25 protein-coding genes are annotated in these 26,255 nt (G+C 48.3%); 14 read left to right on the top strand and 11 right to left on the bottom strand.

Annotated features, from left to right (window positions below):
• Nucleotides 1-196: 196 nt before the first annotated feature.
• Both QNM19_RS03825 and QNM19_RS03820 read left to right on the top strand, forming a co-directional pair.
• The gene (locus QNM19_RS03825; RefSeq protein ID WP_049863510.1) at nt 197-802 is read left to right on the top strand and encodes a hypothetical protein; all 606 of its coding nucleotides are present in this window, start codon (nt 197-199) and stop codon (nt 800-802) included.
• A complete protein-coding gene (locus QNM19_RS03820) occupies nt 799-1,530 on the top strand; it encodes an oxygen-binding di-iron domain-containing protein (RefSeq protein WP_049863480.1) in 732 nt (243 codons plus the stop codon). The genes QNM19_RS03825 and QNM19_RS03820 overlap by 4 nt, the downstream gene beginning before the upstream one ends.
• A 3-nt stretch (nt 1,531-1,533) precedes the next feature.
• On the opposite strand, the gene QNM19_RS03815 is transcribed toward QNM19_RS03820, so the two are convergent.
• Complete coding sequence (locus QNM19_RS03815) at nt 1,534-1,884, bottom strand: VOC family protein (RefSeq protein ID WP_049863481.1); 351 nt, start codon at nt 1,882-1,884, stop codon at nt 1,534-1,536.
• A gap of 180 nt (nt 1,885-2,064) precedes the next feature.
• On the opposite strand from QNM19_RS03815, the gene nagZ reads away from it, so the two are divergent.
• From nagZ to QNM19_RS03795, 4 genes are all read left to right on the top strand, one after another.
• Entirely contained in the window at nt 2,065-3,855 is a 1,791-nt protein-coding gene (nagZ, locus tag QNM19_RS03810; protein WP_049863482.1) for a beta-N-acetylhexosaminidase, read from the top strand.
• A 59-nt stretch (nt 3,856-3,914) separates the two neighbouring features.
• Complete coding sequence (locus QNM19_RS03805; protein ID WP_049863483.1) at nt 3,915-4,712, top strand: D-glutamate cyclase family protein; 798 nt, start codon at nt 3,915-3,917, stop codon at nt 4,710-4,712.
• A gap of 121 nt (nt 4,713-4,833) precedes the next feature.
• Nucleotides 4,834-5,565, top strand: a complete 732-nt coding sequence (locus tag QNM19_RS03800) for a 5-oxoprolinase subunit PxpA (RefSeq protein ID WP_049863484.1) — start codon at nt 4,834-4,836, stop codon at nt 5,563-5,565.
• A 25-nt stretch (nt 5,566-5,590) separates the two neighbouring features.
• A complete protein-coding gene (locus tag QNM19_RS03795; RefSeq protein WP_284026346.1) occupies nt 5,591-6,112 on the top strand; it encodes a GNAT family N-acetyltransferase in 522 nt (173 codons plus the stop codon).
• A 55-nt stretch (nt 6,113-6,167) separates the two neighbouring features.
• Here QNM19_RS03795 and QNM19_RS03790 read toward each other — a convergent pair whose 3' ends face one another.
• Nucleotides 6,168-8,246: a beta-propeller domain-containing protein gene (locus QNM19_RS03790; protein ID WP_284026345.1), complete on the bottom strand. Its 2,079-nt coding sequence runs from the start codon at nt 8,244-8,246 to the stop codon at nt 6,168-6,170.
• Nucleotides 8,247-8,399: 153 nt separating this feature from the next.
• On the opposite strand from QNM19_RS03790, the gene QNM19_RS03785 reads away from it, so the two are divergent.
• The 4 genes from QNM19_RS03785 to QNM19_RS03770 are packed head-to-tail and all read left to right on the top strand — an operon-like array spanning nt 8,400 to nt 11,726.
• Nucleotides 8,400-9,392 (top strand): MipA/OmpV family protein, encoded by a 993-nt coding sequence (locus tag QNM19_RS03785; protein ID WP_049863489.1) that lies wholly within the window; start codon nt 8,400-8,402, stop codon nt 9,390-9,392.
• The gene (locus QNM19_RS03780) at nt 9,382-9,780 is read left to right on the top strand and encodes a DUF3019 domain-containing protein (protein WP_049863490.1); all 399 of its coding nucleotides are present in this window, start codon (nt 9,382-9,384) and stop codon (nt 9,778-9,780) included. The genes QNM19_RS03785 and QNM19_RS03780 overlap by 11 nt, the downstream gene beginning before the upstream one ends.
• Complete coding sequence (locus QNM19_RS03775; protein ID WP_049863491.1) at nt 9,780-10,469, top strand: response regulator; 690 nt, start codon at nt 9,780-9,782, stop codon at nt 10,467-10,469. The genes QNM19_RS03780 and QNM19_RS03775 overlap by 1 nt, the downstream gene beginning before the upstream one ends.
• 6 nt (nt 10,470-10,475) lie before the next feature.
• Nucleotides 10,476-11,726: an ATP-binding protein gene (locus QNM19_RS03770; RefSeq protein WP_049863492.1), complete on the top strand. Its 1,251-nt coding sequence runs from the start codon at nt 10,476-10,478 to the stop codon at nt 11,724-11,726.
• A 12-nt stretch (nt 11,727-11,738) separates the two neighbouring features.
• On the opposite strand, the gene arfB is transcribed toward QNM19_RS03770, so the two are convergent.
• The 5 genes from arfB to QNM19_RS03745 all read right to left on the bottom strand — a co-directional run bounded on the left by arfB (nt 11,739) and on the right by QNM19_RS03745 (nt 16,800).
• Nucleotides 11,739-12,152 (bottom strand): alternative ribosome rescue aminoacyl-tRNA hydrolase ArfB, encoded by a 414-nt coding sequence (gene arfB / locus QNM19_RS03765; RefSeq protein ID WP_049863493.1) that lies wholly within the window; start codon nt 12,150-12,152, stop codon nt 11,739-11,741.
• Between the two features lie 56 nt (nt 12,153-12,208).
• Complete coding sequence (locus QNM19_RS03760; protein ID WP_049863494.1) at nt 12,209-13,420, bottom strand: ABC transporter permease; 1,212 nt, start codon at nt 13,418-13,420, stop codon at nt 12,209-12,211.
• A 10-nt stretch (nt 13,421-13,430) separates the two neighbouring features.
• Nucleotides 13,431-14,759, bottom strand: coding sequence for an ABC transporter permease (locus QNM19_RS03755; protein WP_284026344.1), 1,329 nt, complete (start codon nt 14,757-14,759; stop codon nt 13,431-13,433).
• A gap of 87 nt (nt 14,760-14,846) precedes the next feature.
• Nucleotides 14,847-16,115, bottom strand: coding sequence for an efflux RND transporter periplasmic adaptor subunit (locus QNM19_RS03750; protein ID WP_049863496.1), 1,269 nt, complete (start codon nt 16,113-16,115; stop codon nt 14,847-14,849).
• 382 nt (nt 16,116-16,497) lie between these two features.
• A complete protein-coding gene (locus tag QNM19_RS03745) occupies nt 16,498-16,800 on the bottom strand; it encodes a hypothetical protein (protein ID WP_049863497.1) in 303 nt (100 codons plus the stop codon).
• Between the two features lie 138 nt (nt 16,801-16,938).
• Here QNM19_RS03745 and nhaR point away from each other — a divergent pair, with 138 nt between their 5' ends.
• Complete coding sequence (nhaR, locus tag QNM19_RS03740) at nt 16,939-17,853, top strand: transcriptional activator NhaR (protein WP_010380070.1); 915 nt, start codon at nt 16,939-16,941, stop codon at nt 17,851-17,853.
• Nucleotides 17,850-18,131, top strand: a complete 282-nt coding sequence (locus QNM19_RS03735; RefSeq protein WP_049863498.1) for an Rdx family protein — start codon at nt 17,850-17,852, stop codon at nt 18,129-18,131. The genes nhaR and QNM19_RS03735 overlap by 4 nt, the downstream gene beginning before the upstream one ends.
• A 10-nt stretch (nt 18,132-18,141) precedes the next feature.
• Here the strand turns inward: QNM19_RS03735 and QNM19_RS03730 are convergent, their stop codons facing one another.
• Nucleotides 18,142-20,169 carry a methyl-accepting chemotaxis protein gene (locus QNM19_RS03730; protein ID WP_049863499.1) on the bottom strand — a complete coding sequence of 676 codons (2,028 nt, stop codon included), beginning with the start codon at nt 20,167-20,169 and terminating at the stop codon, nt 18,142-18,144.
• 456 nt (nt 20,170-20,625) lie between these two features.
• Nucleotides 20,626-21,552 (bottom strand): hypothetical protein, encoded by a 927-nt coding sequence (locus QNM19_RS03725; RefSeq protein ID WP_049863500.1) that lies wholly within the window; start codon nt 21,550-21,552, stop codon nt 20,626-20,628.
• Nucleotides 21,553-21,664: 112 nt separating this feature from the next.
• Here QNM19_RS03725 and QNM19_RS03720 point away from each other — a divergent pair, with 112 nt between their 5' ends.
• Nucleotides 21,665-22,480 carry a hypothetical protein gene (locus QNM19_RS03720; RefSeq protein WP_049863501.1) on the top strand — a complete coding sequence of 272 codons (816 nt, stop codon included), beginning with the start codon at nt 21,665-21,667 and terminating at the stop codon, nt 22,478-22,480.
• A gap of 72 nt (nt 22,481-22,552) precedes the next feature.
• On the opposite strand, the gene QNM19_RS03715 is transcribed toward QNM19_RS03720, so the two are convergent.
• Both QNM19_RS03715 and QNM19_RS03710 read right to left on the bottom strand, forming a co-directional pair.
• Nucleotides 22,553-23,734 carry a sensor histidine kinase gene (locus tag QNM19_RS03715; protein ID WP_049863502.1) on the bottom strand — a complete coding sequence of 394 codons (1,182 nt, stop codon included), beginning with the start codon at nt 23,732-23,734 and terminating at the stop codon, nt 22,553-22,555.
• Complete coding sequence (locus tag QNM19_RS03710) at nt 23,731-24,411, bottom strand: response regulator transcription factor (protein ID WP_049863503.1); 681 nt, start codon at nt 24,409-24,411, stop codon at nt 23,731-23,733. The genes QNM19_RS03715 and QNM19_RS03710 overlap by 4 nt, the downstream gene beginning before the upstream one ends.
• A 71-nt stretch (nt 24,412-24,482) precedes the next feature.
• Between QNM19_RS03710 and QNM19_RS03705 the strand changes: the two genes are divergently transcribed.
• Nucleotides 24,483-26,225, top strand: a complete 1,743-nt coding sequence (locus tag QNM19_RS03705) for an amidohydrolase (RefSeq protein ID WP_049863504.1) — start codon at nt 24,483-24,485, stop codon at nt 26,223-26,225.
• The last annotated feature ends 30 nt before the right edge of the window (nt 26,226-26,255 follow it).

The raw sequence follows: 26,255 nt of genomic DNA, 5'->3' as shown, positions 1-26,255 counted from the left end.
ACACAGCTCTTATCAAGCGTAGTCGCAATAACAGGACTTTGGTACTGCAACTGGAGTTTTTGAAGCCTTTGTTAATGATAGGGTTTAGTGTTTTGGCAGAGGTAAAAACTATACGCACAATTATGCCGATTTCTGGAATTTCGGCGATTTTTATTCTAGTGTCTTGAAAGCAGCCCGTAGACAGTGGAGTTTTGCATTGAGCGACGACAACATAGTAGATAGCTTCATTCGCGTTGCGCGTATCATTGCAAATCTTGACGCGATTTTGGCCGAAGCTAAAAACCTTTCTCTCACCGCCAAGAACGCCCGCGTGGTCGCACTGAGAGCAGGTGATTCGGCCTCTGGCTTTAAACCCATTACAAACTTCATTGATGAGTTTTCAGAACAAACCATCAAGACCACTACGCATATCTCCACTTTGTCTAACCAGCTGTTCAAAATTGCGCTCGAGGCGGTCAGAAGCACTCAGTTCGACATGCACGTCGACAATGCAGCAACCCTCATCTCCACACCTCAAGTTGCTGCTTTGCAACACAGAGCAAAACAAGAGCGGCAGCACCAAACCAAAAAACTGGAAATCGCTTTACAGGACCTGGAGAGCTTTTTTGAAGAGATCAATAAGCAAATGCGCAGTGCGGAATACATTGCCGTGACCAGCCGGGTTGAGGCATCAAACGCCGGGGAATTTAGTGACAGCCTGCAGTCGGTCTCTGATTTCATTGCCACTGCAGCAAAAACAATTAAGCAATCAGTCACAGTAAACTTAAACGAAATCCATACTCTAAGAGGCGCTCTGCATTGAAAGCAACACAACTCTATCAGGCTCCGAGCCACGCCTGGCTGATGTTTGGCCGCGACGAAGGAAAACCAGAAAAGATCATTGATACTAACCAGTATCTGGTGAAAGGCATAGGTCAGGCAGTGCTGCTCGACCCAGGCGGCACAGAACTTTTTTCCCCCATGCTGGCTGCAATCTTGCAACACATAGAGCTGGAAGAGCTGACCACCTTATTCGCCTCACATCAGGATCCTGATATCATTTCTTCGTTGGGGCTTTGGGATAAAGCCCTGCCAGATGCAACACTGCATGCGCCCTGGCTGTGGGAAGGGTTTATCCGCCACTTTGGTATGAACAATATCAAATATCAGGGGATCAAAGACGAGGGGGGCGACATTCGCCTGAATGATATCAGCCTGAAACTCATCCCAGCACACTACCTGCATTCATCTGGTAATTTTCATGTATATGACCCGCTGGCAAAAATACTGATGAGTGGTGATGTAGGTGCGGCGCTGGAAAAAACCAATGCACCAATATTTGTTGATGACTTTGCGGCTCACGTTAAGCACATGGAATATTTCCATCGTCGCTGGATGCCATCCAATCGCGCTAAAGCAAACTGGATAGCCCGAGTAAGAGAACTCGATATCGACATTATGGCACCTCAGCACGGTCGCTTATTTAAAGGCGACGCTGTCGCTGAATTTCTTGAGTGGTTTGCAAAGCTGGACGTGGGCATAGCCAGTTGAAGCTTATTTATCGCTCCACACCGCCAGTTCATTGCCACTGGGCTCAATAAAATGAAACCGCTTGCCACCGGGGAAGCTAAATATCGCTTTATTGATGGTGGCACCAGCCTGCTCTATGGCTCGCTGTGTCTGTACCAAATCATCACTGTACAATACCAATAACGGGGCGCCCTGTGCCTGGCTGGCCGAAACATCGCTTTGAAAAAAGCCTCCCTCCAGCCCAGATTCACTAAACGCTACATACTGCGGACCGTATGACTGAAATTGCCAACCAAAAACCGATTCAAAGAATGTCTGCGTCGCCGGTAAATCCGAAGCAGCAAACTCTACATAGTTGAGTGTATGATGTTTCATCGTCTTTCCCTTTTTATTATTGTCTTGGCATTCAATGTGCGTTCACCCGCACCTGATAAAAACCGATAACATATTGAACTAAATTGGCTCCATATTAGCGTTGAGGCGTGATAGAGTGCCAGAAAAAATAGCATATTAATGATGAATATCTTGTTCCGCGTACTCTTAATAGGTTTGCTCATGACCCTCACAGCCCCAAGCCAAAGTGCTCAATCTGCACCTGAATTACGTACCCTGATCGGCCAAAAGCTCATGCTCGATTTGCGATACTTTTGCCAACAAGGCAAAGGGGCTAAATGTCGGGAGCCTATGACTACCCTGCCACAGGAGCTTAAACAGATACTGCATGACTATCAGATTGGTGGAGTGATCCTGTTTGCCGAAAATGTCCAGGAAATTGACCAAATTGTCGAACTGACGCAACAGATCCACAATGCAACAGAGCTGCCCCCGTTTATCGCCATTGATCAGGAAGGCGGTCGGGTTGCCAGAATTAATCGTGCAGAGGCCACCTCCTTCACTGGCAACATGAGCATAGGTGCCAGCTATGCTCAGCATGGTACACGCTATGCGCAGGAGGTTGCGTCAGTCATAGGTAAAGAGCTGTCCGTGCTTGGGATCAATGTCAATTTCGCACCAACCGTTGATGTCAACGCCAATCCGGATAACCCGGTCATTAATGTCAGGTCATTTGGCGAAGACCCACACATGGTGGCAAAACTGGGCGCCGCACAAGTCAAAGCATTCGAGCAACAGGGAGTGATATCTGCCATCAAGCACTTTCCGGGGCATGGTGATACCAATGTCGACAGCCACACCGGCTTACCCCGTGTAAATCATCCCCTGAAGCAGATACAGCAGCAAGACATTGCGCCGTTTGCCAGCATCATCAAACAACACGCTCCGGGTATGATAATGACGGCGCACATCCAGTACCCAGCGCTGGATAATACAGTCATACTCAACAAACGTAATGAAAAAATGCTGCGTCCGGCAACGATGTCACGCAAAATCATGCATGACCTATTGAGAGAGGAGCTGGGCTATCAGGGTGTCACCATCACAGATGCTCTGGATATGGCCGGTATCAGTGACTTCTTTGAGCCCGAGCAGGCCGTCATAGAGACCTTTGCAGCAGGTGTAGACATTGCCCTGATGCCTTTTGCGATACGCAGCACAGATGATATCAGCGCGTTCAGACAATTTATGGATGCGCTTTATCAACAAGCCACAGCGCAGCTGAGCATCTCTGAACTGAGGGCATCTCACCAGAGAATACAAACGCTCAAAGCCCGCTTTTTAGCACCAAAGCATCAACTGTCTTCAGCTATTGCCCAGTCTGTACTGGGAAATCCGCAGCACCGTAAACTGGAGGCTGAATTAGCACTGGCAGCCATAACACAAGTGAAAAATGACCAGCTGTTACCACTGGCACCCCGAGCAAATCAGCGTATTCATGTGATTATGCCAGACAAGCAAAAAGCCACGGCCCTGAAACAAGCCTTGTTAGCCCATGCAGCTCATCCGCTCACGATTACTCTGTCCAGTTTACAAGGGTTCAATCCTGCCCGGGCAGAAGCAGATATAAAAAATGCAGACTTCGTCATTGCCGGCCATGCCACACCCGCGCAAAGTGCTGTAGAGATTGGGGGTATGGAAGACCTGGCTACCTTGTCGCAGTTTTCTCTGGCAACCAAAGCCCAGCCTAATGCATTGCAAGATTTATTGCGGTTTGCTCAGTCTCAGCATAAACCAACGGTATTCATCAGTTTGCGCGCTCCTTATGAAATCACCCAATTTGCCCCTTACAGCCAGGCTGTACTGGCAAGTTACGCCTACAATGTCGACGTTGAAACCGCCCATGAAGTCAGCGGACCGGCGTATACCGCACTTGCCAAAGTCATTTTAGGTCATGAAAAAGCCACAGGAACGCTCCCCGTTACCATAGACAAACAGGCAGATTCATCTTAGCTGCCTATAATATTGAGTGAGATGTTGTTGAATCAGCCTGTTACCTGATGAGGACATGTATGGACCCAAAGGCATCACTCACTGCACCTAACGCTATTCGTGCCATGATCCGGGCCGGAGACTATTCCGGCCCCACTAACGGCTTTGTTCCCGGCTTCGCCCAGTGTAATGTGTTGATCCTGCCTGAAGCCTATGCGTTTGAATTTATGACTTACTGTCATCACAACGCTGACTGCTGCCCATTATTAGCGAGCAGTATCTCACCAGGGTGTTATCATCTCGACCAGTTAGGCCAGGACATTGATATTCGTACCGATATTCCGCGCTATCGGATCCTAAAACACGGCCAGCTTACTGAGGAAGTGTCGGATATCAAACAGCTATGGCGAGACGATCTGGTGACTTTTGCACTGGCCAGTTACCTGGCCTTTGATACCGTACTCAACTCCTTCGGCATCTCCAGCCCGCTGGCGAATCCAACACACTCCTTACCTATGTATATCAGCAATATAGAGAGCAATCAGGTCGGGCCATTTAGCGGCAATAAAGTAGTTTGCATGCGCCCAATGAGTAAACCAGAGTTGATCAAAGCCATTCAGGCAGGCTCTGTCAGCCGGGTACCACATGGCATCCCGCTACACTTCGGTGAAGCAAGCGAAATAGGCATTACCAACCTGAATAAACCAAATTTTGGTGAGCCGCTTCCCGTAGCCAGCGATAAACTCCCCGTTTTCTGGACAACCAGCCTCACTGCCCACCTTGCAATTACCCGGGCAGCCCCTGATCTATGTATTATCAACAGCCCGCAACATCTGTTGGTTACCGACAAAGCTGATTTAAACCTGGTCATCAGCTGACACACGCCTGCCAGGTTTTATAGCTGTGTTCAGAAGACGTGTACTTGATTGGACGTGAAGCCCTAACCCTGACGCGGCAATCCATGTTAAGGTCTGAAAAAACCCAACATAAGAGTATTCTATGCTGCTAAATTGCGACCTGGGCGAAAGCTATGGTGCCTGGAAAATGGGACTGGACAGCCATGTTATGCCGCACATTGATCTGGCCAACATTGCCTGCGGCTTCCACGCGGGCGACCCGACTGTAATGGCAAACACACTCGCACTGGCCAAAGCACATAATGTCGGTATTGGTGCCCACCCAGGTTACCCCGATCTGCAAGGGTTCGGACGTCGCTCTATAAATTTGAGTGATACTGATCTGCGCAACACACTGCATTACCAGATCGCGGCGCTGGAAGGGATGGCCCGAGTACAGGGTATGACATTGCGCTATGTGAAACCCCATGGAGCCTTGTATAACGACATGATGCGCGAGGAGGCGATACTTCTTCAGGTACTCAAAACACTCTCCGAGTACCCAGCTAAGCTCAAACTAATGCTGCTGGCAACGGCTGAACAAGCGCATCATACACGCCTTGCGGAGCAATTTGGCGTAGAGTTACTATTTGAAGCCTTTGCTGACAGGCTTTACACAGATCAAGGACAACTCAGCCCGCGAACACAACCCAATGCGGTCCACGACGAGGCTAACGTACTGGCACAGGTAAAACAGCTGTTGGCTCATGGCACAGTGACTACGGCAAGTGGTCAAACTTTACCTCTTAAAGCAGACACCCTCTGTGTGCATGGCGACAACATGGACAGCATTAATCAGATAGTTACTATCAAAAAATTACTCCAAGACCAATAACATCAAACAATAAAAGGACTATACAATGATTGCCACTTCCCGCCTGATACTGAGGCCATTAACGCCTTCGGACTGGTCATTCTTTTTGCGCCTGCATCAGCTCCCTCAGGTGATGCGCTTTATTCGCGACCTGTCTGAGCAAAATGAAGTCCGCGCGCAATTTGACCGCCGGCTTATCGACTGGCGTAAAGAAAGCGGGGATTGGCTTACATTAGTGATTGAAGAGCGAGAAACCGGCAACCCTGTCGGGCTTCATGGCTTCTTATCCAACTGGACACCCTATCAGCAAGCTGAGCTTGGGTTTATGCTAGCCCCGGAACATCAGGGTAAGGGATATGCGAAAGAGTCGACCAGCGCCATTATCGATTTTGCTTTTAACCAATGCGGCTATCACAAACTGACAGCAACCGTCACCGAAGGCAATGAGGCATCATTTAACTTACTAACCCGTCTGGGGTTTGAGCATGAAGGTACACTTAAAGATAACTACATTATCGGCGGGCAATGGTGTCACGACCAAAAGCTGGGCTTAATTACATCACGCTAAATACAAAAATGCAGCCGGCCTGAAATAAACCGGCTGCATTGTTTTATCAATCAAGTCAGAATGGGCCCGTCGTGGTCTGTGGTGTTTGCCACAAGCTAGACCAAACAAAATTGCCGTGCACATAGTAAATATGATCGCCATGCAGGACACCCCGATCATCACCTGCCCAGATATACGGGGATACTTCAACATCGGACTGCTGTACCGGCACACTACTGCCCATATACTGTAGCTTGGGCGTTTCACCTATATGTACTTCAAATGCAGCCAGTTCGTTGCGCTTGTACCAGTTTACAGTATTGTCACTTTCACTCTCTGTAAGCCAGCTTTCCACAGGCAAGGTCATTCTGAACACCTGCTCACTGTGTTTTAGGAAACTAAAAGCGTGATAGTCAAACTCAACCGGGCTAAACCCACCACTAAACACTTTTTCGTCAACCAAAGACGGCGCGCTAATGTCACTGACATCAAACAAGCTCACTTTGGCGCCGACTTCATCATCAACTTCCAAAGGCCCGTCCAAAAACCAGTCCTGAACATTTTGACCGATGCCGATGAGTAAGTCTTCCGACACAGGATGGAGATATGAAGAATAGCCAGGTATTTCTAATGCGCCCGTGATTTTAGGGTCATTTTTGTTCGCTAAATCCAGCACATACAAAGGGTCAATCCGACGAAAGGTCACGATGTAAGCTTTGTCACCGAAAAAGCGCACTGCATAGATATCTTCTTCGACCAGACCATTTTCAGACACTTTTCCGATCGGCGTAGTGCGTGTTTCATTTGGTAGCTGGCTGATCACTGCAAGCTCATCACCTGTGTTTTCCATCAAATAGAGCTTATGCAGTATACCGTTTACTTCCGTAAAGCGTGACGTCACCACGCGCAAGATCCCTTCATGTTCACTGAATCTCAGGTTGAGATTACTGCTGCCTAAACGCCCCGCCACTTTGCCCGAAGCAGCATAATTTACCGAACCTTCTGCCAGGTTAAACTGGTGGATCACTGTCTGTATCGAGTCATCAAATGTGACGTCTTCAGGCTCATAGTAATAGCCATAGAGATACACATTATTCTGAGACATGTAAATCCCCTCAGTGCGGCTGGCGATACACGTTGTCGTTAGTGAATCCGGAGCGCTCAGCGACACACGAGTCACAGATGTAATGCGGTGATAACCATTCAGCTCTGATGCTTCATCTGGCATATAACAGGTCGCCGGGTCGACCAGGGGTCGCTCAGTACCGGCTTTAAGGTCCGTCACTTTAGGCAGTAACTCAGCGATATCTGTCTCGGTGATTTTTTGATAATTCGCTAAATCCAAATCCTCACCATCTTGCGCAAATCCGTCAAAACTCGCTGAAAACTCACTGATCAAATAGAGTGAATCATCAATAACACGAGAATCTATCAACTCACCGTCAAAACGGAACTGATGCGTAATACTCCCCTGCGAAGGGTCTTTGACATCAACCAACGTCAGAGCAAAATCACGCGCGTATGAATAAGGCATGGATGTATCCATGACATTCGACGCTACAGCAGGCTCAATGAAAAAACCGAATTTGTCATTACTCAATACCACAGCGAGGCTATCCTCTTGCAGGTATAGCTGCTGCCGAGCGTAGTAATCGGTACTGGTCACCAAAGTACTGGATGATCCTAACTCGCCACTTTCTTCGCGTTTTAAGATCCGCACAGACTGTTTATGCTCTCCTTCAGTGGCCTGAAAATCCGCCGTATTTGCAATAAACAAATGTGTACCGTCGTATTTAATTCTGTCACTTTCATCAACCGCTTGTTCCTGAACATTAGTGGTCGAATACTCTGGTGTTGCAGCATCCGCGACTGGCGAACTGACCTGCTCGCCGCTATCTTGGTTTGTTGTTGTACCTTGAGCCAGGTAAACACCATTTTTAAGGTAAGTCGAAAAGTCTGACGCATTTGCTTTGCGCAACTTTTTAGCACTGGCCTCACCGGTAGACAAATCAGGCACTTTGCTGGGTGGGGGTTGAGTACCCCCATTGCCTGGATCAGGGGTGGAAGTACTACTATCACTCCCTCCGCCACATGCACTGAGCAGCGCTAAAGTAAGCGCAGCAGCACAAAACTTTTGCTGGGTAGAATATAACATTGGCTGTCTCCTCGGGATTAAGTATGTACATAACCTTACTCGAATGCCAAAGAGTTGCTGTTACTACTGCGGTTTGAAATGTTATTTAATGTAACTCTTTCTGGTAATTGGTAATTTTATTGGTAAAGTACAGTTGTTCTGAATAAGGAGTGGGTGAAAAAAGTGAAACGTCTGTCAGGTGTGATTGGCTCTGTGTTGTTTAGCGGTGCGGCTTTGGCCAACTGTGATACTCACCCCGAAAACTGCATTGAGGTATCACAATGGGAGGTTTCCATTGCACTCGGGGCAGGTGTTGCAACTAACCCTTTGAAAGATAGCGATCATTCCCCTCTGATCGTATTGCCTTATGTGCGCTATTACAGCGACCGGTTTTTTCTCGATAACACCGCTATCGGATACACTTTTTTTGACCATCGTGCATTTGATGTTAGCTGGATTGCTGAACTCAATTCTGAACAGGCTTTCTTTAGCCGCTCCCGGCCTGGTACCTTGTTGCGCTCAAATACACTTTCCCCCGACATCAGTGAACGGGTTAATTTACCCCAAACCGATGTCAATTCCGGTGACAATGGTGCTGATGCAGACGGAGGAGACAGCGTCAATCCGCCCAATGACGTCAGCGTACAAGTCCCGGTCACCGACGTAGAACAAAACCCAAATCTGGCTCAACAGCCTTCGTTAACTTTCGACGATCTGGCAAAACGAAAATGGGCGATCGACAGCGGTATATTGGCGCACTGGTACATCTCCGAACAACAAAAGCTGACAGTAAAATTACTGCACGATGTACGGGGGATTTATAAAGGGTTTCACGGCTCAGTAGGATATAGCTATAAGCTGCCGTTCGGCGATCCTAAGTATGCTCAGCTTCAATTTAAAGTGGGCGTCGATTACAAAGACGCAAAATTAGGAAGTTATTATTACGGTATTACTGAAAGAGATACCGAACTTAGCCACTTTCGTTACCAAGTGGACAGCACTTTCAACCCTTACATTGGCGTCGCATACAACCACAAACTGAGCGACAGCTGGCAATTTAAATTCACCGCAAAACACCAATGGCTTGGCTCAAGTATCGCAAACAGCCCTATTGTTGATGAAGGCTATACAACCTCAGTCTTCATTGGAGGCTTGTATGCGTTTTAACTGCGCCTCGTACGGCCTGTCGGTTAGTGCATTGATGTGGTGCACGTTTTCGGTGCAAGCCGCCTTAGAGCCTCCCCCGCTGTTCGAGATAAAACCACTGGTCTGTATGGTAAAAACACAAGGGCAAACCTGCCAGATGACCATACGAGTTAATTGGCATCATGCTGTACAGGAAAACCTTTGCCTGTATCAGGCAAACGCTCGCTTGCATTGCTGGGAAAGTAGCAACAAAGGCACAGCCAAGCTGGCTGTCAAGTTGGCACAAAACATGGAGTTCAGTTTGCGGGATACACAGCAAAATACGCTTGCCAAAAAGACCGTCAAAGTCAATGCTGTTGTCAGCACTAAGTATCGCAGGAAACTTAAAACAGATTGGAGTTTATTTTAATGACCAAAGTCATATTGGTAGAAGATGATGAGAGACTGGCTCAGCTCACCGGACAGTTTTTGCAAAGTAATAATTATGATGTAACCCTGATACATGATGGGGCGCTCGCGCCGGAGAAAATCATCAGTGAGCAACCCGATGTGGTGATCCTGGATATTATGCTGCCCAACCTGGATGGCTTCGAAATATGCCGCCGGATCAGACCAGACTACTCAGGGCCGGTGCTATTTCTGACTGCTAAAGACAGTGACTTTGACCATGTCAGAGGTCTTGAAATTGGTGCCGATGACTATGTTATCAAGCCAGTTGAGCCTTATGTTTTACTCGCCAGACTCAATGCACTCTTACGTCGCCAGGGTAAACAAACTGACAGTACAGATCAACTCACGCTGGGCCAGCTGCGGATCGATAAAGCCGCGCGTAAAACCTACCTGAGTGAACAGGAAGTCGAACTGACAAGTTATGAATTTGACTTGCTTTGGGAACTGGCCCGAAACGCCGGCGATACACTCAGCCGGGAGCACATATACAACCAGGTCGTTGGCCGGCCGTATGATGGGCTGGACCGCAGCGTCGACGTCCGCATCTCCCGACTGCGCAAAAAACTCAATGACAACCTGGAACAACCCTACCGATTAATCACAGTTTGGGGTAAAGGATACTTGTGCTCTAAATCAGCCTGGGACTAAGGCGCGATGCTGCGTTTACTTGTCAGCCTCTACATTGTGGTGTTTGCCAGTATTATTGCAATTAACCTGGGCAGCGAGGCGATATGGCGAAACTGGGTGGAACAAGCGCCCGATGATTTACGTCACGCGACTCAGGTTGCTACAAACTATCAGCAGGCACTGAGCTACCTGCAGAAAGACGAGCTTGATTCCTACCTCCAAGCACAGCCACAGCTGACCGTATTTCCATACGAAGATGTCGCTTGGTTACCCGAACAGCTGGCGGCACTTAAACAGGGCGAGATAATCACCTCCTTTGACGATAAAGGTAATGCCCTGCTGCTTTTTGTGGTTAACAATAGTACCTCTGTCGTTCAGCTCGGTCCATTTGCCCCTGCCAAGTCAGCCAAAGTGAAGCAATATACCATTAAATTGCTCTCATATTCCGTGCTGGCCCTGTTGCTGGTCATGTGGTTAAGGCCACTCTGGATTGATCTGGTACAGCTCAAGCGTACATCTGAGAAGCTTGCATCCGGCTCGCTCGACCTGACCCCCACCAGATCCAGGTTTTCAGCCATATACACATTGACTCAGCAAATTGAAAGAATGGCGTTGAAAACGGCCAGCCTGATGAGCAATCAAAAACAGCTGGTCAATGCTGTCTCCCACGAACTGAGAACCCCACTGGCACGGTTAAAGTTTGCCCTGGCAATGCTGGCACCAAAAGCACCGGAACAGGTCTCAGCCATGGAAGAAGACGTAACCGAAATGGAAGTACTGATTGATGAGATGCTCGGCTATGCGCGACTGGAGTTTGCCAACCAGCAACTGCACATGCAGCAATGTGACCTGGCACCGCTGATACTGGACCAACTCGACAAACTCGCCCGCACGACCAACAAGCAACTGGTGACAGACGTTGCCAGCGATGTCCCGGTTAAATGCGATCCCCACCAGTTAACCCGGGTCATACAAAACCTGCTACAGAACGCTGATAAATATGGTCAAAGCACCATTCGGATCACCTTGAGCAGACAACACAATATGGCTGTTTTTCTGGTTGAGGATGATGGCCCCGGTATTCCTGAATCAAAGCGTGAACAGGTCTTTCAACCGTTCTCCAGGCTGGACAAGAGTCGTAATAAGGATACAGGCGGATTTGGCTTAGGTCTTGCTATCGTCAGTAAAATACTGTCATGGCACCACACCGATTGCCAAATTGATGATTCTGAGCTGGGTGGCGCCCGCTTTACCCTCAGGCTACCACTTGTGGCTTAGCAGACATGCTGATTAAAACTTAACGGAACCGCGCATCGCTTTGGTTTGCGCCCGTTTATTTTTGCTATCGAGTCGCTTTCGCTGCGAGCTTCGGGTGGGTTTGGTTGCACGACGTTTTTTTTCCACTTTCGTTGCACTGAGGATCAGCGCTTTCAACCTAGCCAGCGCGTCTTCTCGGTTCTGCTCCTGGGTACGAAAACTCTGCGCTTTAATAACAATGACACCTTCTTTACTGATACGGCTGTCCTGCAAGGCCAGTAATCGCTCTTTGTAAAACGGAGGTAACGTTGAGCGCTGAATATCAAACCTCAGATGAATGGCAGAAGATACCTTGTTGACATTTTGCCCACCCGCACCTTGCGCTCTGATCGCTGATAGTTCAATTTCCCAGGCTGCCAGTTCGACATGATTTGATAGCTTTAACATAGTGACTACGACTTGTTGTTCTGGGGTCTATCATAACAAGTCGCATGTACCCTCGTCTATCTGGACGCACCCAAACGACTTGCTATTGCAGGGGAAACTTTAGCTGCCCGACAGGCGGGCGCCAGGGTCGCAGCCTGACCCAGTAACATCATACATATCCCGCCCAGGGCGAAAAATTCAGCGGGCACAGTCGCCAATTCAAACCAATTACTAAACTGCATATTCAGTACAACCGCTGCAACACAGCCAAGCGCTACACCAAACAAAGTAAGCAGTGCATTTTCTAACATAAAATAGCTCACAATCTGCCCTTGCTGCGCGCCAAGCGCCCGGCGGATGCCAATTTGTCGAAGGCGTCGGGTGACAGCAAAACGCGCCTGACCAAATATGCCAAGGGCTGTGACTAAGGACAAACAGCCAACGACCCAGAGTAAGGTCATACTCGCCGCGTACTCAGCCTGATAACTTTGCTGTTTAACTTCTGCAAAAGTCATCAACTCTTCAATCTTCCGGCCATGTCGGAGCATCAAATAATCCGCCGTACTCGCCATTGCCTGAGCCTGCTGGCCCGGTGCGCTGCGCACCAGATAATAGACGTATTCACTGGTTTCTATCACAGGGGCCAGCACACTGTGCTCCACGACCACCCAAAAGCTCCAGGCGGCCTGCAAACTTTTCACCACACCACGCACCTGCTGAGGCCGTTTATCAATATAAAGTGTCTTGCCTACTACCTGGCGCCAGTCATCCGGATACAATGACTGTGCGAGCGCCTGTGTAATGATGATCTCCGTCGCGACACGAAATCCGTCCGTATCTGCATAGAGTGGGGCTTGTGTAAAGCCCTCCCCAGCAACCAGTGTCAGTCCCATGGTCTCTAACAGGGCGTTATCTCCCCCATAGTAACCACTGAACGTATCGTAGTCTCCGTCAGCTTGTGTCGCGACTTCCAGAAAATTCCCCCACCCAGTTAATGGAACACCCGAGGTAACAGAGGCATTGATAACACCAGATAACTCTTTTAATGCCAGCAAATCTTGCTCAATATCCGCAGCTCTGGAAGCGGCTTCGCCCGGTAAGTTGGTGAGAACATAAAAGGTATTTTGCTCATCCAAACCACTTGGCCGGGATAACAAGCTTTGCTTTTGCACTGCCATATAAGCGGCATTCACCAAAATCATAAAGGTGACGGCAATTTGCAACACAAACAGCATCGGCGCGGTCCGACTGTGATTCAGCGTTTTGAGAATGGGTAGCAAGTCTCGCATAAGTTGTCCCTCAGACACTGTTTAATTGGCTGGCAGGCTCTATCCGACTGGCTCGAAAGACAGGAAAAAGGCCAAAAAACACACTGACTGATATCGCCACCAAAGGCGTCAACACCAGAATATACAGATCCATTTGCATCAAATCGCTGCTCAAGTGCTGATATACCCGGCTACAAATAGTGAGTCCCAATTGAGCCAGTATCAGACCCAGTACACCGCCAAATATCCCCATCAACACAGTTTCGACACTGAACTGAATAAAAACCTGTTGCCTGCTCGCGCCCACAGCGCGACGTAACCCAATCTCTGCAGCCTTGCCGTGAAACTTTGCCATCATGAGGTTGGTGCTGTTCAATAGACACAGCAGTAGAAAACACAATGACAACCCAAGTGCCACCCGGTTATCGTCAGAAATAGCTTCACGCTCTGTCAGGTACTCAGTAGGTGTACTCAATTTATTGACTATTTTGCGCTGAAAACGTCCCAGCACACGCTGCTCCTGAACGTAGGAATAGAGGAATTCCTCGTAAGCACGACGTTGATTGGTATCTTGTAGTTCCACCCAAAAGTAAACCCAGACACATTCAGATGCCAATAGCGCTTCGAACGAACTGTCTTGTGGGTCACGCCAGCATTCAAAAGGCTGTAAGTTTGCAGACCAAAGGGCATTACGCACTTGGGTTTCAAATGGAATGAACACATCTCTGGGCTGACGAAAAGCATGCATGGCTTCGCCATAAAAGCGCGGCAAGATTGGCCAGGTGTCCAACACCCCGATAACGCGATATTCCAGTGCGCCTAACGTAATAGACTGACCAATCGAGTCCTGACCATTAAACAGCCGTTGATTAACATCGGCACTGATAACAGCCACTTGTTCACCCTGCCTATCGGCCTCAGCAGACCAGGCAGTGCCATACTTCATCGGGGCGTTAAAGGCAGTAAAGAAGTCCCGGCTGGTAGAACGCACCAATGCTGTTTTTGCAACAGAGTCTGGCTGCTCCGGCAGTTTCAACTGATCCCGATAGCCACTAATAGGAACATGTGACAGGGCACGATTTGCCCGCCATAAGTTTTGCGCGTCCTGAAAAGTAAGATAAGGCGGTACCCGCTCTTCTTCGCCCTGACTATAATAGGCTTTTTCCGGGCCCCAGCTGTTAAGCTGGACCAAAAACAGGGTGTCTGACTTACCAGGCACAGGTTCTTGGTTCATCATGTAATTGATGGTGTAAGTGGTCATTGTCGCGGCAATACCGACCGCTATGGTGACCACAATTAAGGAACTTAATAGTGGAGTCTGTTTGAAGCTTATCCAGGCCAGTTTGAAATAATATCTCATCAGCATGCTTCCTCCACCTTGTTATACCCGAAAATAGCGCCGGGCCGGCACGATCATCGTTGTGATCACGCCTTCGCGTTGATTAAATTACTGCACGACTCTCACACGCTCTGCACTATTAAACATGCGCGTATCAGAAATGATGACCGTATCACCTACAGCCAGCCCAGACAGGATCTCTACCTGACCAAGACTTTTCGACCCCAAACTTATGGACTTTTTCACTGCACTGCCTTCGTCCAGTACATAGGCATACTTGCCGCTGTATGCATCGACAAACTGACCTCTGGGCAAATAGGTAACGCCTGATTTTTCTTCCAGCACAATCCGACTGGTTAAGCGTTGATTTTGTCTCAGGCCAGTGATCTCTGCTTCCTTAAAGCGGATCTTGCCTTCCACCTGACCTCGCACTATTTCGGGCGATATTGCGGTGAGTTCACCTTCATAAGCGCGGCCATTTAAGGTAATTTGAGCAGGCATTCCCAAAGCCAGATCATCGGCATAGTTTTCCGGAATATTGACCTCAACCTCGTAATGGGACAAATCCACCACACTCAGCAGCGGCTGATTTTTCACCACTGTATTTTTCTGTTCGACGTTCAGGTTACCCACAATGCCGTTAACCGGTGAGCGAATTTCCAGCGAAGCAACACGTCTTTTTAATTCATCCACCAAAACTTGTTGAGCTTGCAATTCAATGGCACGTGTCTGGATCTCAAATTTCTGGCTTTCCTTCAGCAAAGCCACTTCTTTAACCGCCAGGCGATGCTCTCGCTGTGCGTTTTCCAATTCATCTTTGGCTTTTTGGTAATCTATATCGCTGACTACCTGATTCTTTTTGCCTTCTTCATTACGGCGCATTTCACGCTTTGCCGCATTCAGTGCCACGATTGCTTTGCCCAGATAATTCTCCTGAGCAAGATCCTGCTTTTTAGCCTGAATTTTTTCTCGTTCCAGTTGCGTGCTGAGGCGCGTTAACTCTGCCAGTTCCTGAGCCAGCAAGCTTTTTAGTTCTGGGCTATCTATCTGCGCCAACGGCTGGCTCATTTCCACCGAATCTCCGGCAGTCACCAAATAAGTAACTGTTCCTTCTGCCGGGCTATATAGTGTAGGACGACGTGACGCTATCACGCGGCCTTGAACAGAAATATCCCGCACAAATTCACCACGACGTACTTCCGCCACATGAATGTTTTCCATTCTCACGGCGCTCTCTCCACTTGCCCATGCAAGTATCTGAGGAACGACAAAATAAAATGAAATAAATACACCAGCGATGAGCAGGAAATAGAGTTTGTAGTTATGTTTTTTCTCTAGTTGGCTGTCCTGAGCGCTGGTATCGTCGATATACTGCATACACTACGTCCTTGAAACTAAAAAGTGTTGATCAATACCAGGCTCTGAAAATAGCAAAACTCCATCTAAATGTCACCAACAATAAACATTTTATTAATACTTTAATCAGTTTGAAAATTAATCTGGGTACATTATTGATCTTACTTGACTAATTTTTGCACCGAGCAGCATTATTTGTAGCTGAGTCAGGTAAGTTTGTTAAGGGAAAAACAGGTAAGAGCAGCGGAAAGCGCGGCCTCCATGCCGCCGCAAGTGCTTGGGAATAACTGTAAATACTGCATAATCATATTCTAACCTGGACGCCACCTCCTATTTCGTTCAGTTTGGGTCGAATAAATTTTCTACTTTTCAATAAAGTTGCTTCAGTACGCTTGGGGCTAAACTAAGCAACCCGATTAAACTGGCGCGCCAGTAGCAATTCGCTGTCACGCAATGCACGCTTGATCACCTGCATCATATTCTTACCTTTGGCTCGAACGGAGACACTGGGTAATCCGGGCAATAACACTTCCACTTTACAGATAGTCAAAACGCCATGGCGCTGGCAGGGCTGCTCATCCACATCAATGCGCACTTTGCGGATATGGGCGGCATAGCGCATAAACTTGTTGGTCGCCAACTTTGCGAGCTGCGCCTTAGTCGCCTCCGCAATACGCTTGCCTGTTGCTCTGAAATTTAGTTTCATAATGCTATCAACCTCTTGTACAAAGCCAGCAATTTACTGGAAATTGAACTCATATTGTTGCGTCGATGAGGCTAATCTACTAATGTATTTAAAAAGAAAAAAGCTGATTAATTCTTAGCGAAACCTCGAATATTACGAATGATAACGAACATAAATTACAATCACCTGTACTACTTTTGGCAGGTTAGTCGCCACGGCAGCATTGCCGCGGCCAGCAAGATATTGCATCTGACACCACAAACCATCAGCGCACAGATCACCAGTCTGGAGCAGCGTCTGGGTAAGCAACTGTTTTTACGCGAAGGCAGAGGATTACGACTGACCGAGTATGGACAACTCACCCAGCAATATGCCGATGACATGTTTGCCATTGCAGAGGAGTGGCTGGAAACCACCAAAGGTGATCTGGCCTCTATCAACCGGACACTGAAGGTCGGCATTTCCGATGCGCTGCCAAAGTCTCTGGTCTCTAAATGGCTGGCCCCCCTGATTGATAACGAGCGTATTTCCAACCTGCATTGCATTGACGGTCAACAAGCTGAGCTGCTGGCGCAAATGGCTACGCACAAACTGGACCTGGTATTGGCGGATAAGCCCTTAGATGGTGATACTCCGTTCAAGCTTTTCTGTCACGAAATCGGTAAGAGTCAGATCGGGTTTTATGGCATGAAGCAAGATCAGGCCTTAACCGGTGACAACTTTCCGGCTGCATTGGCCGACACACCAATCATACTGCCAGCCAAGAATAGCCCGGTCACCAGCGCCATTCAGTATTGGCTCAATGAGCTCAAAATCGAAATATCTGTTGCCGGTCATGTAGACGACAGTGCGTTGATGAAAGCGCTGGGACAACAAGGGTTTGGAGTATTCCCTGCACCTTTATCTGTACGCGAAGAAATAGAGCGGCACTATGATGTGAATTTCATTGGTGCAATCGAAAACGTTTATCAGAACTACTATGCCTTTACACCCGACAGACTGATCAAAGACTCGATTTATTCCGAGTTTGTACAGCATGCACGCAGCATAGATGACAATCAGGAACCAACATGAGTAAACCCAGAATAGCGATCCAGTATTGTGTTTTATGCCAGTGGTTGCTTCGCAGTGGCTGGCTTGCCCAGGAATTGCTGTCAACGTTTGCAGAAGAGTTGGCCGAGGTCGCACTGGTTCCGGCCAGTAAGGGCCTATTTAAAGTCTATTATAACGATACTCTGATCTGGTGTCGGGAGCGCGACGGCGGCTTTCCGGAAGCTAAAATCTTAAAACGTCGGGTGCGAGATCAGCTCGACCCCGGACGTGATATGGGTCATATCGACAGTACCGGTTAAAGTCAAAAAGTTAGAGCTTAAAACGCTCAATAAGCTGGGTCAGCCTGGCTGCAAAGCCACTGAGTGACTCGCTGTCTTTGGCCATGAAGCCCATTTCCTGTGAGTTACGGGCAGCCGTTTCCTGAACGTCTTTCATCAGCCCGGCAATACTCTCGCAGTGCGTTGCCTGATGATTTGCCGCGTCCAGTACCCGCTCACTCAATGCAGTAGCTTGCTCTATGGCTTCACTGACCTGCGCCATGTTGCTCGCAAGCACTTCACTTTGCTCGGCACACACACGAACATCCTGCTCCCCATTTTGGATCAGAGCAGCGGTCGTGTGGGTGTCAGCCTGTAAAGCCGCGATCATTTTATTGATCTCCTGCGTGGCATTTTGTGTACGAATAGCCAGTTGTCTGACTTCATCAGCAACCACCGCAAAGCCCCGACCTTGCTCTCCGGCCCTTGCAGCCTCGATGGCCGCATTTAGTGCCAGTAGATTCGTCTGCTCAGCAATTGCGACAATTGTATCCAAAATTTTCCCTATGTCTTCGCTGTGTGCTCTGAGCCCGTCCATCGCTCCCACAGATTCGGTCATCGTGCCGCTTAATGACATGATCTTTTGCTTATTGTGTATAACACTCTGAGCCGTTTCCTGATTCAGTCGCTGTGCATGCTTAAGCCCGGACACACCATCTCGAGACTGTTCAGACACATCAACCGCACTGCTGGCGATATTTGAGGCAATGTGCAACGCATTGTCTGTCCGCTCAACCTGCGCCGTTGCCCGACTGGTCAGAGTTTGGCTGCGCGCTAAGGATGAGCCAGCTAAGTCTTTTAGCTCATATACCTGGGTGTCTATTTCTTCTAACAAACTGCTCAGGCTTTGCTTTACCTGATTGATGTTGTCAGTCAGAGTACCAAACTCATCATCCTGACGTTTGACTATCTGTCTGGAAAAATCACCACTGGCTATATATCTCAGCATTTTGTTTACCGCTGCAAGCGGGATAAGCATCGCACGGCTGGTCGACAATGCTATCCAGACCGCTAATATGGCAAATACTAAAACCAGTATCAGGGCCGCATTTTGGGCTTGCTCAATCAACTGGTCTGATGCCTGCTGATATAAATCAAACTGGTTCTGTGCCTGACCTTGGATTGTATCGATCTGATTAAACAAATCGGCAAAGGCCTGCTCAGCACGCCGATAACTCTCCATAGCAGTTTGCTGGCCCCTGTGACGCTGCTCAAGTGCCTGATACAAAGTAGCGGGCTCTTTTAACTGGCGAGCAATGTGCTCCCAGGCCGGCTCAAACAGCTCAAGCAACGACTCGATAGGCAGCCCGGCTGACTGGCGTTTAAGGTAAGTTAGGTTGTCACTGATGTTATCAACGATAAATCCAACATCTTCGCGATGCGTCGCAAGGCTATCAGGGCCAAGTTGCGCGAGAGATTGCACATTATTTTCCAGCGTAAACAGCAGATCATCAATGCGGATCCCAGTCCCCGCGACTTCCTCCCTTAGTCGGGTATCCGTTGTTTCGATTAACTCGATATCCAACATCGCCGTACCCGCAGTGTTTCTGTGTTCAAAAAACCGGTCTACGCCTTGCTCAATGGTGTGTGCAGCACGAAATTGTGCCTGACGTGCGGCGAACAAAGCGTCTGAAAATTGCCGCAACTCAGCACGGACTTTAGTAACTTCCCGAAGCGGCTGCACTACGCCGGGATTATCTGCCGAGCGCATTTCTAACTCATCGAGCAACGACTGCGCACGCAATTCGGCCTGGTTAAAAGCGTGCTGCACCTGCTGTATACCGGACTCATCACTCGCACTGTATGCCTTGGAGACCAGATTACTGATCCTGAGTTGCTGTTGCTGGAACTGCTCGGCGGCATGCAAGATGGGCTGGGCAGTGTCTGTTACTTTATGATTGGCACGCTGGATCTCTAACAGTGCCCAATAAGCCAGCGCACTGGCAATAACCAGCAACATACCAATACCACCAAAACCCAGGGTGATTTTGTGTTTGATGGAAAGCCGCAACGGCAACATGGCTACCCCTTCCTTTACAGTCACCTAATTTATTTATGTACGAACAGGCGACAGCGCTAAATATGCGAGTTATCAGAAAAAATACACTATAAATATAGATGTAATTAATACACTACGAAATACGATTATCGGTATTTGTCACTTTGTTTGAATAAGGCAAACTCAACTGGCTGAAAAAGCCTGTCTTTAAAACACCGTTTCAATTGATCAGCGCTAGCGAGATCTCGGTTTAACTATTCACGCCGCGCCAGATATTTTCCGGTACCTTTTTTGGGCCATCGATGACCATGAAGCCGTATTATTGATAATGTGCCTGCGTATCACTCACAGGTAATAACAGACATCAGTATTAAACTGTGTACTGGGTACATAACGTTCATAAAGCTGTGCGTTTAACACGCCGGACAACATGCCTATAACGAAAAGAAAAGTTTCAAACCTAACTGATTAGCAAGATTACTTATTGGCATCTTTGCGAATTTGGTCCAGCAGGTCTTCGTCTCCGATCATACGCTGCATCAGGTTATAAACCTGATTATCAATATCGTTGTCGTATAATTTCAAAATATCGTTTGCCAGCTGCCGCTTAAGCCCCGGATATTGCTCATCGTTCGCCTGATAATATTGCGACATCAGACCTTCTGCTGCCGTTGCTCGCATATAATCGTTTTCTTCTTTTTCAACAATATCCAGCAAAGAACGCGCTATACGCGCATCTACCACTGGCGTTTGTGCAACGACATCCAGTGCCTGAACTCTTAGTTTATCATCGTACTGCCCACGGCTGATTTTAATCACAGCGTCCACCGTATCGTAACTCATGGTGTCCATTTGGGTGCGATTCAGCACATACATATTCATCTGCAACTGACCCATCGCCGACAAACGGTCAATCACAGGTAGACTCTCATCCAACACTTTTTGCTGTAATTGTCTGCCCAGTTTATCCGCATACTCAGGATCGGTTTTCAGGCGCATCTCATAGTCATCAGGCAAGTCTTCATAAAAGCCATAAACTGGGTTGCTCTGCCTGTGCTCAGCACGTTCTTGCTGCTCCTTTTTCTCCAGGATGGCTAATACAGATTCCTCTAGTGCCTCAGGAGAAGACGATGCAGAGAAAAAGCGATTCTCCAGTTCGAGAACACGCTCCTGTAAGTAACGCACTTGCTCTTCTAATTGCTCAATATGCTGCTGTTTGTTAACCAAGCTGCCTGCCTCGACAGGCGTATACCGTTCGCTGTGACCTTGCAACGATGCATTTTCTGCTGATTGAACATCAGGTGTGCTACTGAGTACTGGTGACTGGTTAAAGTGACTATAGAGCGCGACGCCAAGCGCACAGACCGAAAAAGTAAACGACAGTGTGGTTTTAAATTGTGACATATATTTCCTCTCAAGCCTGGCAATCTACACAAAAAGCATTGCTTTTGCATGGAGAATACTGTTAAAAGTTGTACCTTCAACAAACAGGCCAAGATAACAACAAGGACTCAGGATGGTTGCCCACAGGCATACGGTAAAAATAAGTGTCCTAATCATCGCACTCGCCATGCTCGATCTCATTTTCACTCTGCTCGGCGTGTGGTCTGTGGTAGGTGAAACACGCAACTGGGTATTAAGTTTTGAGGCATTGACCCTGACTTTATTGCTGTGTAATTGTTTAATAATAAGACAAGTTATCGGCCAACATCAACACGCTCGTAGTTATTGGCCACTTGCAAACCTAGTGGTGTTTTCTCTTCTGTTTTGTCTGGCGGGCGACGTTGTTAACTTCAACCTGGCTCAAAACTACTTCCAACATAGTGCAGTAGTAAAACATGATTATCTCGCAGACTCTGTGTGGTTTTTTATGCCCGGCTATCTGCTCTTATTTCTCGCCTGCTGGCGTTTGCTGGGCTATTCAGGCGCTCAGGTGGTTTACTTTGTAGTTGCCATGCTAATTACATCACTGCTGGCCTTATTCAGTTACTTAAATATGCACTTACCAGGCAGTGGCTGGTATGTCACGGTCTTAACTGGTGGCTATGCCATAGTCATAGCACAAGCTGCTTTGTTAGGTCTGTGTTTACTTATCAGCTCTGATATACCAAAAACGCCGAGGGCTATTCTGGCACTCGGTATGATACTGGCCACTGTTGCAGATGCGCTTATCGGCCAGTTTTGGATCTTTGGCAATGAAGGACAAGGTTATTACCCCCAGATCAGAGCTATCAACTGGGCCATTTATATTACGTCACAGGCCATTGTAATTCATTTACCTGTGATTACACTCAACCGTGATCATAGCTTTTCCCGCACCAGTATGACGTAGCGAACTTCTCTGTTGCTGAGTTTTACAGCAGCCTTTGCTGTTGCGGAAAATACTGGTTCAATCACTACAGCCTTAAAAATGGATCGTCAGTGTGTAATGCTGACCCGACTTGTGCCGTGCCTGCCAGCCAAAACAAGCACACACGCGTGACACAATGCGGGTGCCTAACCCCTGCCCCTGATGCGTTTGCTGTGTGCTGATACCATTCGTGAAGATCATACCATCGCTGTCCAACGACACATTGAGCGAGCCCTCACCGTGTTGCAGCGCGTTTTTGCCAACCTGCTCCAGAAGCAGATTCAGCAAACGCGACTGCACAGGCTTACTTATCGGCTCTGATGGGAGTTCGAGCGTGATCCTGAGCCCCTGTTGCAGCCAGTGCTGTTGCCATGTTTGCAAAAATACATTGAGGTCAGTTGACGTCAGCCGCACCTGATCGGCCTTACACAATAACAAAATGGCTTCACTCAGCGAAACCAGATCCTGCCCGGCCTCTTCAAGCTGGGTCAGCAAAGGTAATGCATCTAAAGGAAGCTCATCGAGTTGTTCAAAACGTGAGATCGTATTGTGGATTTGAGCCAGCGGCGTGTTAAGTTCATGACTTAAAAAAGCGGAATAAAGCCGTTCCTGTTGCTGAGCATAACGCTGTGCATACGCATCCGTTGCAGCGAGAATGGAGTGGTAAGAGAACTCTTCAAATTGCGCTGCCTGAGTTTTATTCTCATGTAAAGATATGCTCTGCAAAGACGCTGTCAGTCGCCCAGATTCACGCGCAATATGCCTGTGTATTGGCCACCAGGTCACTGCAGCGAGTATCAACAAGGCCAGCGTCAGCGCAATAAACACCGCCACCAGACTTGGCGAATCCTGGCCGCTAATACGATGAATAATATACAGCGGCTCGAAGGCGCTTTCTGTATAGCGCAGAGTATATAGATAATCATCTGACAGCGTCAGCAGTTGCGAGATTTCCTGCTCCTTTGCCTCTGGCCCAAGCCCGTGCTGACGTAAAGCTTGCTGATAGTCTGTGGGTAAATCTTGCCAATTCCCCATCAATTTACCGCCATCCTTGTATGGCAACATCAGCTGTCCAGACAACGCTACCTCAAGGTCCTGATAAAGATAATATTCTGAGGTCCCATCCCAGGCATAGTGATACACCTGACTGGCCACCCAGATCCAAATTAAGGAAAACAGTCCAAACAAGGCAAACAACCATCGCGCGAGATACCACCGGAGTGTTTTTTGCCTCATGAGCTCGATTCTCTTAATGCAACGCCCTGACCCTTAAGTGTTTGTATGACAGAGGGTTCGTCGTCACGACTCAGGTTATGCCGAAGCCGGGTCAATAGTGATTTGTACATATTGTTGTTGACCTCACTGTCAGGCCAGACATGGCGCAGGATCTGAGCTTTGCAAACAGGTGCGGGGGCTTGTTCCGCCAGCAAAGAAAGAAGCAGCCATTGCTGGGGCGACAAAACGATGGTGCGGCTGCCGCGGGTGACAATTTTTGCAGAGAAATCCACATGCAGGCTGCCAAGCTCAAATACTTGATTATGTTTACTTACCTTGCCCGCCAACAACTTTATCCTAACCGCCAGTTCAGGCAGTGCAAAGGGCTTGGTCATATAATCCAGTGCCCCTGCCGCAAACGCGGCCAGTTTGTCATCCAGATCCGCTGCCGCCGTGCAAAACAATACAGGCGCATCAAACCCGGCCAACGACTGTTGCAATAAACTCAACGCATTACCATCGGGCAACGCCATGTCCAGCACGATCGCATCATATTTATCGAAAGTGGCCGTTTGCGCTGCAATGTCTTTCGCGCAGCTCAGCGTTGCGGCATAATCCACTTCAATTCCCTCGGCATTGAGAAAGTCTATCGTTTGCGCTGCCAGTACGGCATCGTCTTCAACCAATAAGATCAGCATTTAACCTCTATACTGTTACTTTGTGGTTACCATGCTACTGATAGTGTATCGGCATCAATAAGGAGTCAACAATGCGAGCAACAAAGATGATCACAAGTAGTTTTCTGATAGCCGGTTTAGCCCTCAGTGGCTGTAACTCTGACAACCAAAGCAACAACCAATCTACAAATCCATCAACTTCAACAACGCCAAATATTGAGCAAACTAACGAAGCGCAAAGCGCGTCCATGGTGTTCACCAACGGGCGAATTTACACCGTTAATGCCGACCAACCCTGGGCACAGGCGGTGGTACTTCAGGATAACAAAATCGTCCTAGTCGGGAGCAATGAAGAAGCTCAGATGTATCTCAGTGATACAACACAGCACATTGATCTAAAAGGTAAAATGATGCTCCCGGGGTTTCATGATGTGCATATGCATCCGCTGGAATCGGCTTCTGAAGCCACCCAATTTACCGTACCCGCCGCTGCAACGGCTGGGGAATACATAGACGAAGTGGCTTATGCCGCCAGTCAGCACCCCTCCGCTAGCTGGTTAATTGGCTATGGCCACGAAATCTCCACACTATTAGAAATGTCCGAATCACCACTGGCGGTACTCGACGAAGCAGTGCCAGACCGGCCTGTGATTATCATGGAACAAACTTCTCACTCCATGTGGGTTAACAGTAAAGCGCTGGAGCTTGCGGGCCTGTCAGCCAGAAGCTTAGATCCGATTGGAGGTGTGCTGGGTCGTAATGAACAAGACCAGCTGAACGGTATTTTGTACGACAATGCCGGGAATCAGGTCATGGAGCTGGCAATGCAATCTCTTCCAGACGCAGCACAAAGTGACTACCTTGGCCTGCTTGAATACACCATGCCAGAGCTTAATAAGGCGGGGATCACCTCCATCAGTGACGCCCGCACCTACTGGCAACGCGGCCACCTGGAAACCTGGCAACGCGTTGCGGATGAAGACAAGCTGACATTACGCGTGTCGCTGGGGCTATGGGCGTATCCGCAAATGAACGACAATACTCAGCTTGCCAAACTCAAATCCTTATATCAAAACAACCCAGCAGAGCTGTTACAGGTAAATCAGGTCAAATTCTATATGGATGGCATTTTAGTCAATACCACCGCTGCCATGCATGAACCTTACCTGGAAAACTGGCTTGAGTTGGATGGCAATCGTGGCCTCAACTATTTTACTCAGGCACGGCTTGAAAAATACATCAAGGCACTGGAACCAACAGGGTTTGACTTTAACATTCATGGGATTGGCGATCGTGGTATTCACGAAGCGTTAAATGCCATTGAAAATGCCTCAAATGGTCAGGCCCGTCACCGCATCACCCATCTGGAAGTCATTGATCCTGCTGACCTACCGCGCTTTGCTAAGCTGAATGTGATTGCTGACGCACAAGTCGCCGGAGATTTCACCGACCCGAGCCACTGGCCTGACACCATTCCACTGATTGGCGCAGAACGTGCTCAGGATCTGGTGCCCATTCGCAGCCTGGCCGACAATCAGGCCACGCTCACCCTGTCGAGTGACTGGAATGTCAGCCCGTTTAACCCGTTTATCGGTTTAAGCAATGCGGTATCACGTCAGCCACAGGCCATTTCACTGGCGCAAGCCATTGAAGCTTACACCCTCAACAGTGCCTATGCGATGCGACAGGAGCAACGAGTCGGTAGTATTGAAGTGGGTAAATTAGCCGATTTAGTGGTCATTGACCGCGATCTGTTCGAAGCCAGCGTCAACGAGATCCGCAATACACAAGTGGTAATGACACTGCTGGATGGCGAGATTATTTACCAGCGATAAATTAATTAAGGGGCTAATTTAGCCCCTTAT

It is taken from the genome of Pseudoalteromonas ardens (genome assembly GCF_030125445.1).
Classification (GTDB): Bacteria; Pseudomonadota; Gammaproteobacteria; order Enterobacterales; family Alteromonadaceae; genus Pseudoalteromonas; species Pseudoalteromonas ardens.
Note: the sequence above shows the minus strand (reverse complement) of the source record. Positions and strands in the feature narration are given on the sequence as shown.

Coding starts and splice junctions, on each gene's coding strand:
- nhaR (WP_010380070.1), top strand. CDS start 16,939: ATGATAACGAACATAAATTACAATCACCTGTACTACTTTTGGCAGGTT.
- QNM19_RS03815 (WP_049863481.1), bottom strand. CDS start 1,884: ATGAAACATCATACACTCAACTATGTAGAGTTTGCTGCTTCGGATTTA.
- QNM19_RS03705 (WP_049863504.1), top strand. CDS start 24,483: ATGCGAGCAACAAAGATGATCACAAGTAGTTTTCTGATAGCCGGTTTA.
- QNM19_RS03745 (WP_049863497.1), bottom strand. CDS start 16,800: ATGAAACTAAATTTCAGAGCAACAGGCAAGCGTATTGCGGAGGCGACT.
- QNM19_RS03790 (WP_284026345.1), bottom strand. CDS start 8,246: ATGTTATATTCTACCCAGCAAAAGTTTTGTGCTGCTGCGCTTACTTTA.
- QNM19_RS03710 (WP_049863503.1), bottom strand. CDS start 24,411: ATGCTGATCTTATTGGTTGAAGACGATGCCGTACTGGCAGCGCAAACG.
- QNM19_RS03715 (WP_049863502.1), bottom strand. CDS start 23,734: ATGAGGCAAAAAACACTCCGGTGGTATCTCGCGCGATGGTTGTTTGCC.
- QNM19_RS03725 (WP_049863500.1), bottom strand. CDS start 21,552: ATGTCACAATTTAAAACCACACTGTCGTTTACTTTTTCGGTCTGTGCG.
- QNM19_RS03755 (WP_284026344.1), bottom strand. CDS start 14,759: ATGAGATATTATTTCAAACTGGCCTGGATAAGCTTCAAACAGACTCCA.
- QNM19_RS03775 (WP_049863491.1), top strand. CDS start 9,780: ATGACCAAAGTCATATTGGTAGAAGATGATGAGAGACTGGCTCAGCTC.
- QNM19_RS03780 (WP_049863490.1), top strand. CDS start 9,382: ATGCGTTTTAACTGCGCCTCGTACGGCCTGTCGGTTAGTGCATTGATG.
- QNM19_RS03800 (WP_049863484.1), top strand. CDS start 4,834: ATGCTGCTAAATTGCGACCTGGGCGAAAGCTATGGTGCCTGGAAAATG.
- QNM19_RS03760 (WP_049863494.1), bottom strand. CDS start 13,420: ATGCGAGACTTGCTACCCATTCTCAAAACGCTGAATCACAGTCGGACC.
- QNM19_RS03720 (WP_049863501.1), top strand. CDS start 21,665: ATGGTTGCCCACAGGCATACGGTAAAAATAAGTGTCCTAATCATCGCA.
- QNM19_RS03750 (WP_049863496.1), bottom strand. CDS start 16,115: ATGCAGTATATCGACGATACCAGCGCTCAGGACAGCCAACTAGAGAAA.
- nagZ (WP_049863482.1), top strand. CDS start 2,065: ATGACCCTCACAGCCCCAAGCCAAAGTGCTCAATCTGCACCTGAATTA.
- QNM19_RS03805 (WP_049863483.1), top strand. CDS start 3,915: ATGGACCCAAAGGCATCACTCACTGCACCTAACGCTATTCGTGCCATG.
- QNM19_RS03795 (WP_284026346.1), top strand. CDS start 5,591: ATGATTGCCACTTCCCGCCTGATACTGAGGCCATTAACGCCTTCGGAC.
- QNM19_RS03770 (WP_049863492.1), top strand. CDS start 10,476: ATGCTGCGTTTACTTGTCAGCCTCTACATTGTGGTGTTTGCCAGTATT.
- QNM19_RS03730 (WP_049863499.1), bottom strand. CDS start 20,169: ATGTTGCCGTTGCGGCTTTCCATCAAACACAAAATCACCCTGGGTTTT.
- QNM19_RS03735 (WP_049863498.1), top strand. CDS start 17,850: ATGAGTAAACCCAGAATAGCGATCCAGTATTGTGTTTTATGCCAGTGG.
- arfB (WP_049863493.1), bottom strand. CDS start 12,152: ATGTTAAAGCTATCAAATCATGTCGAACTGGCAGCCTGGGAAATTGAA.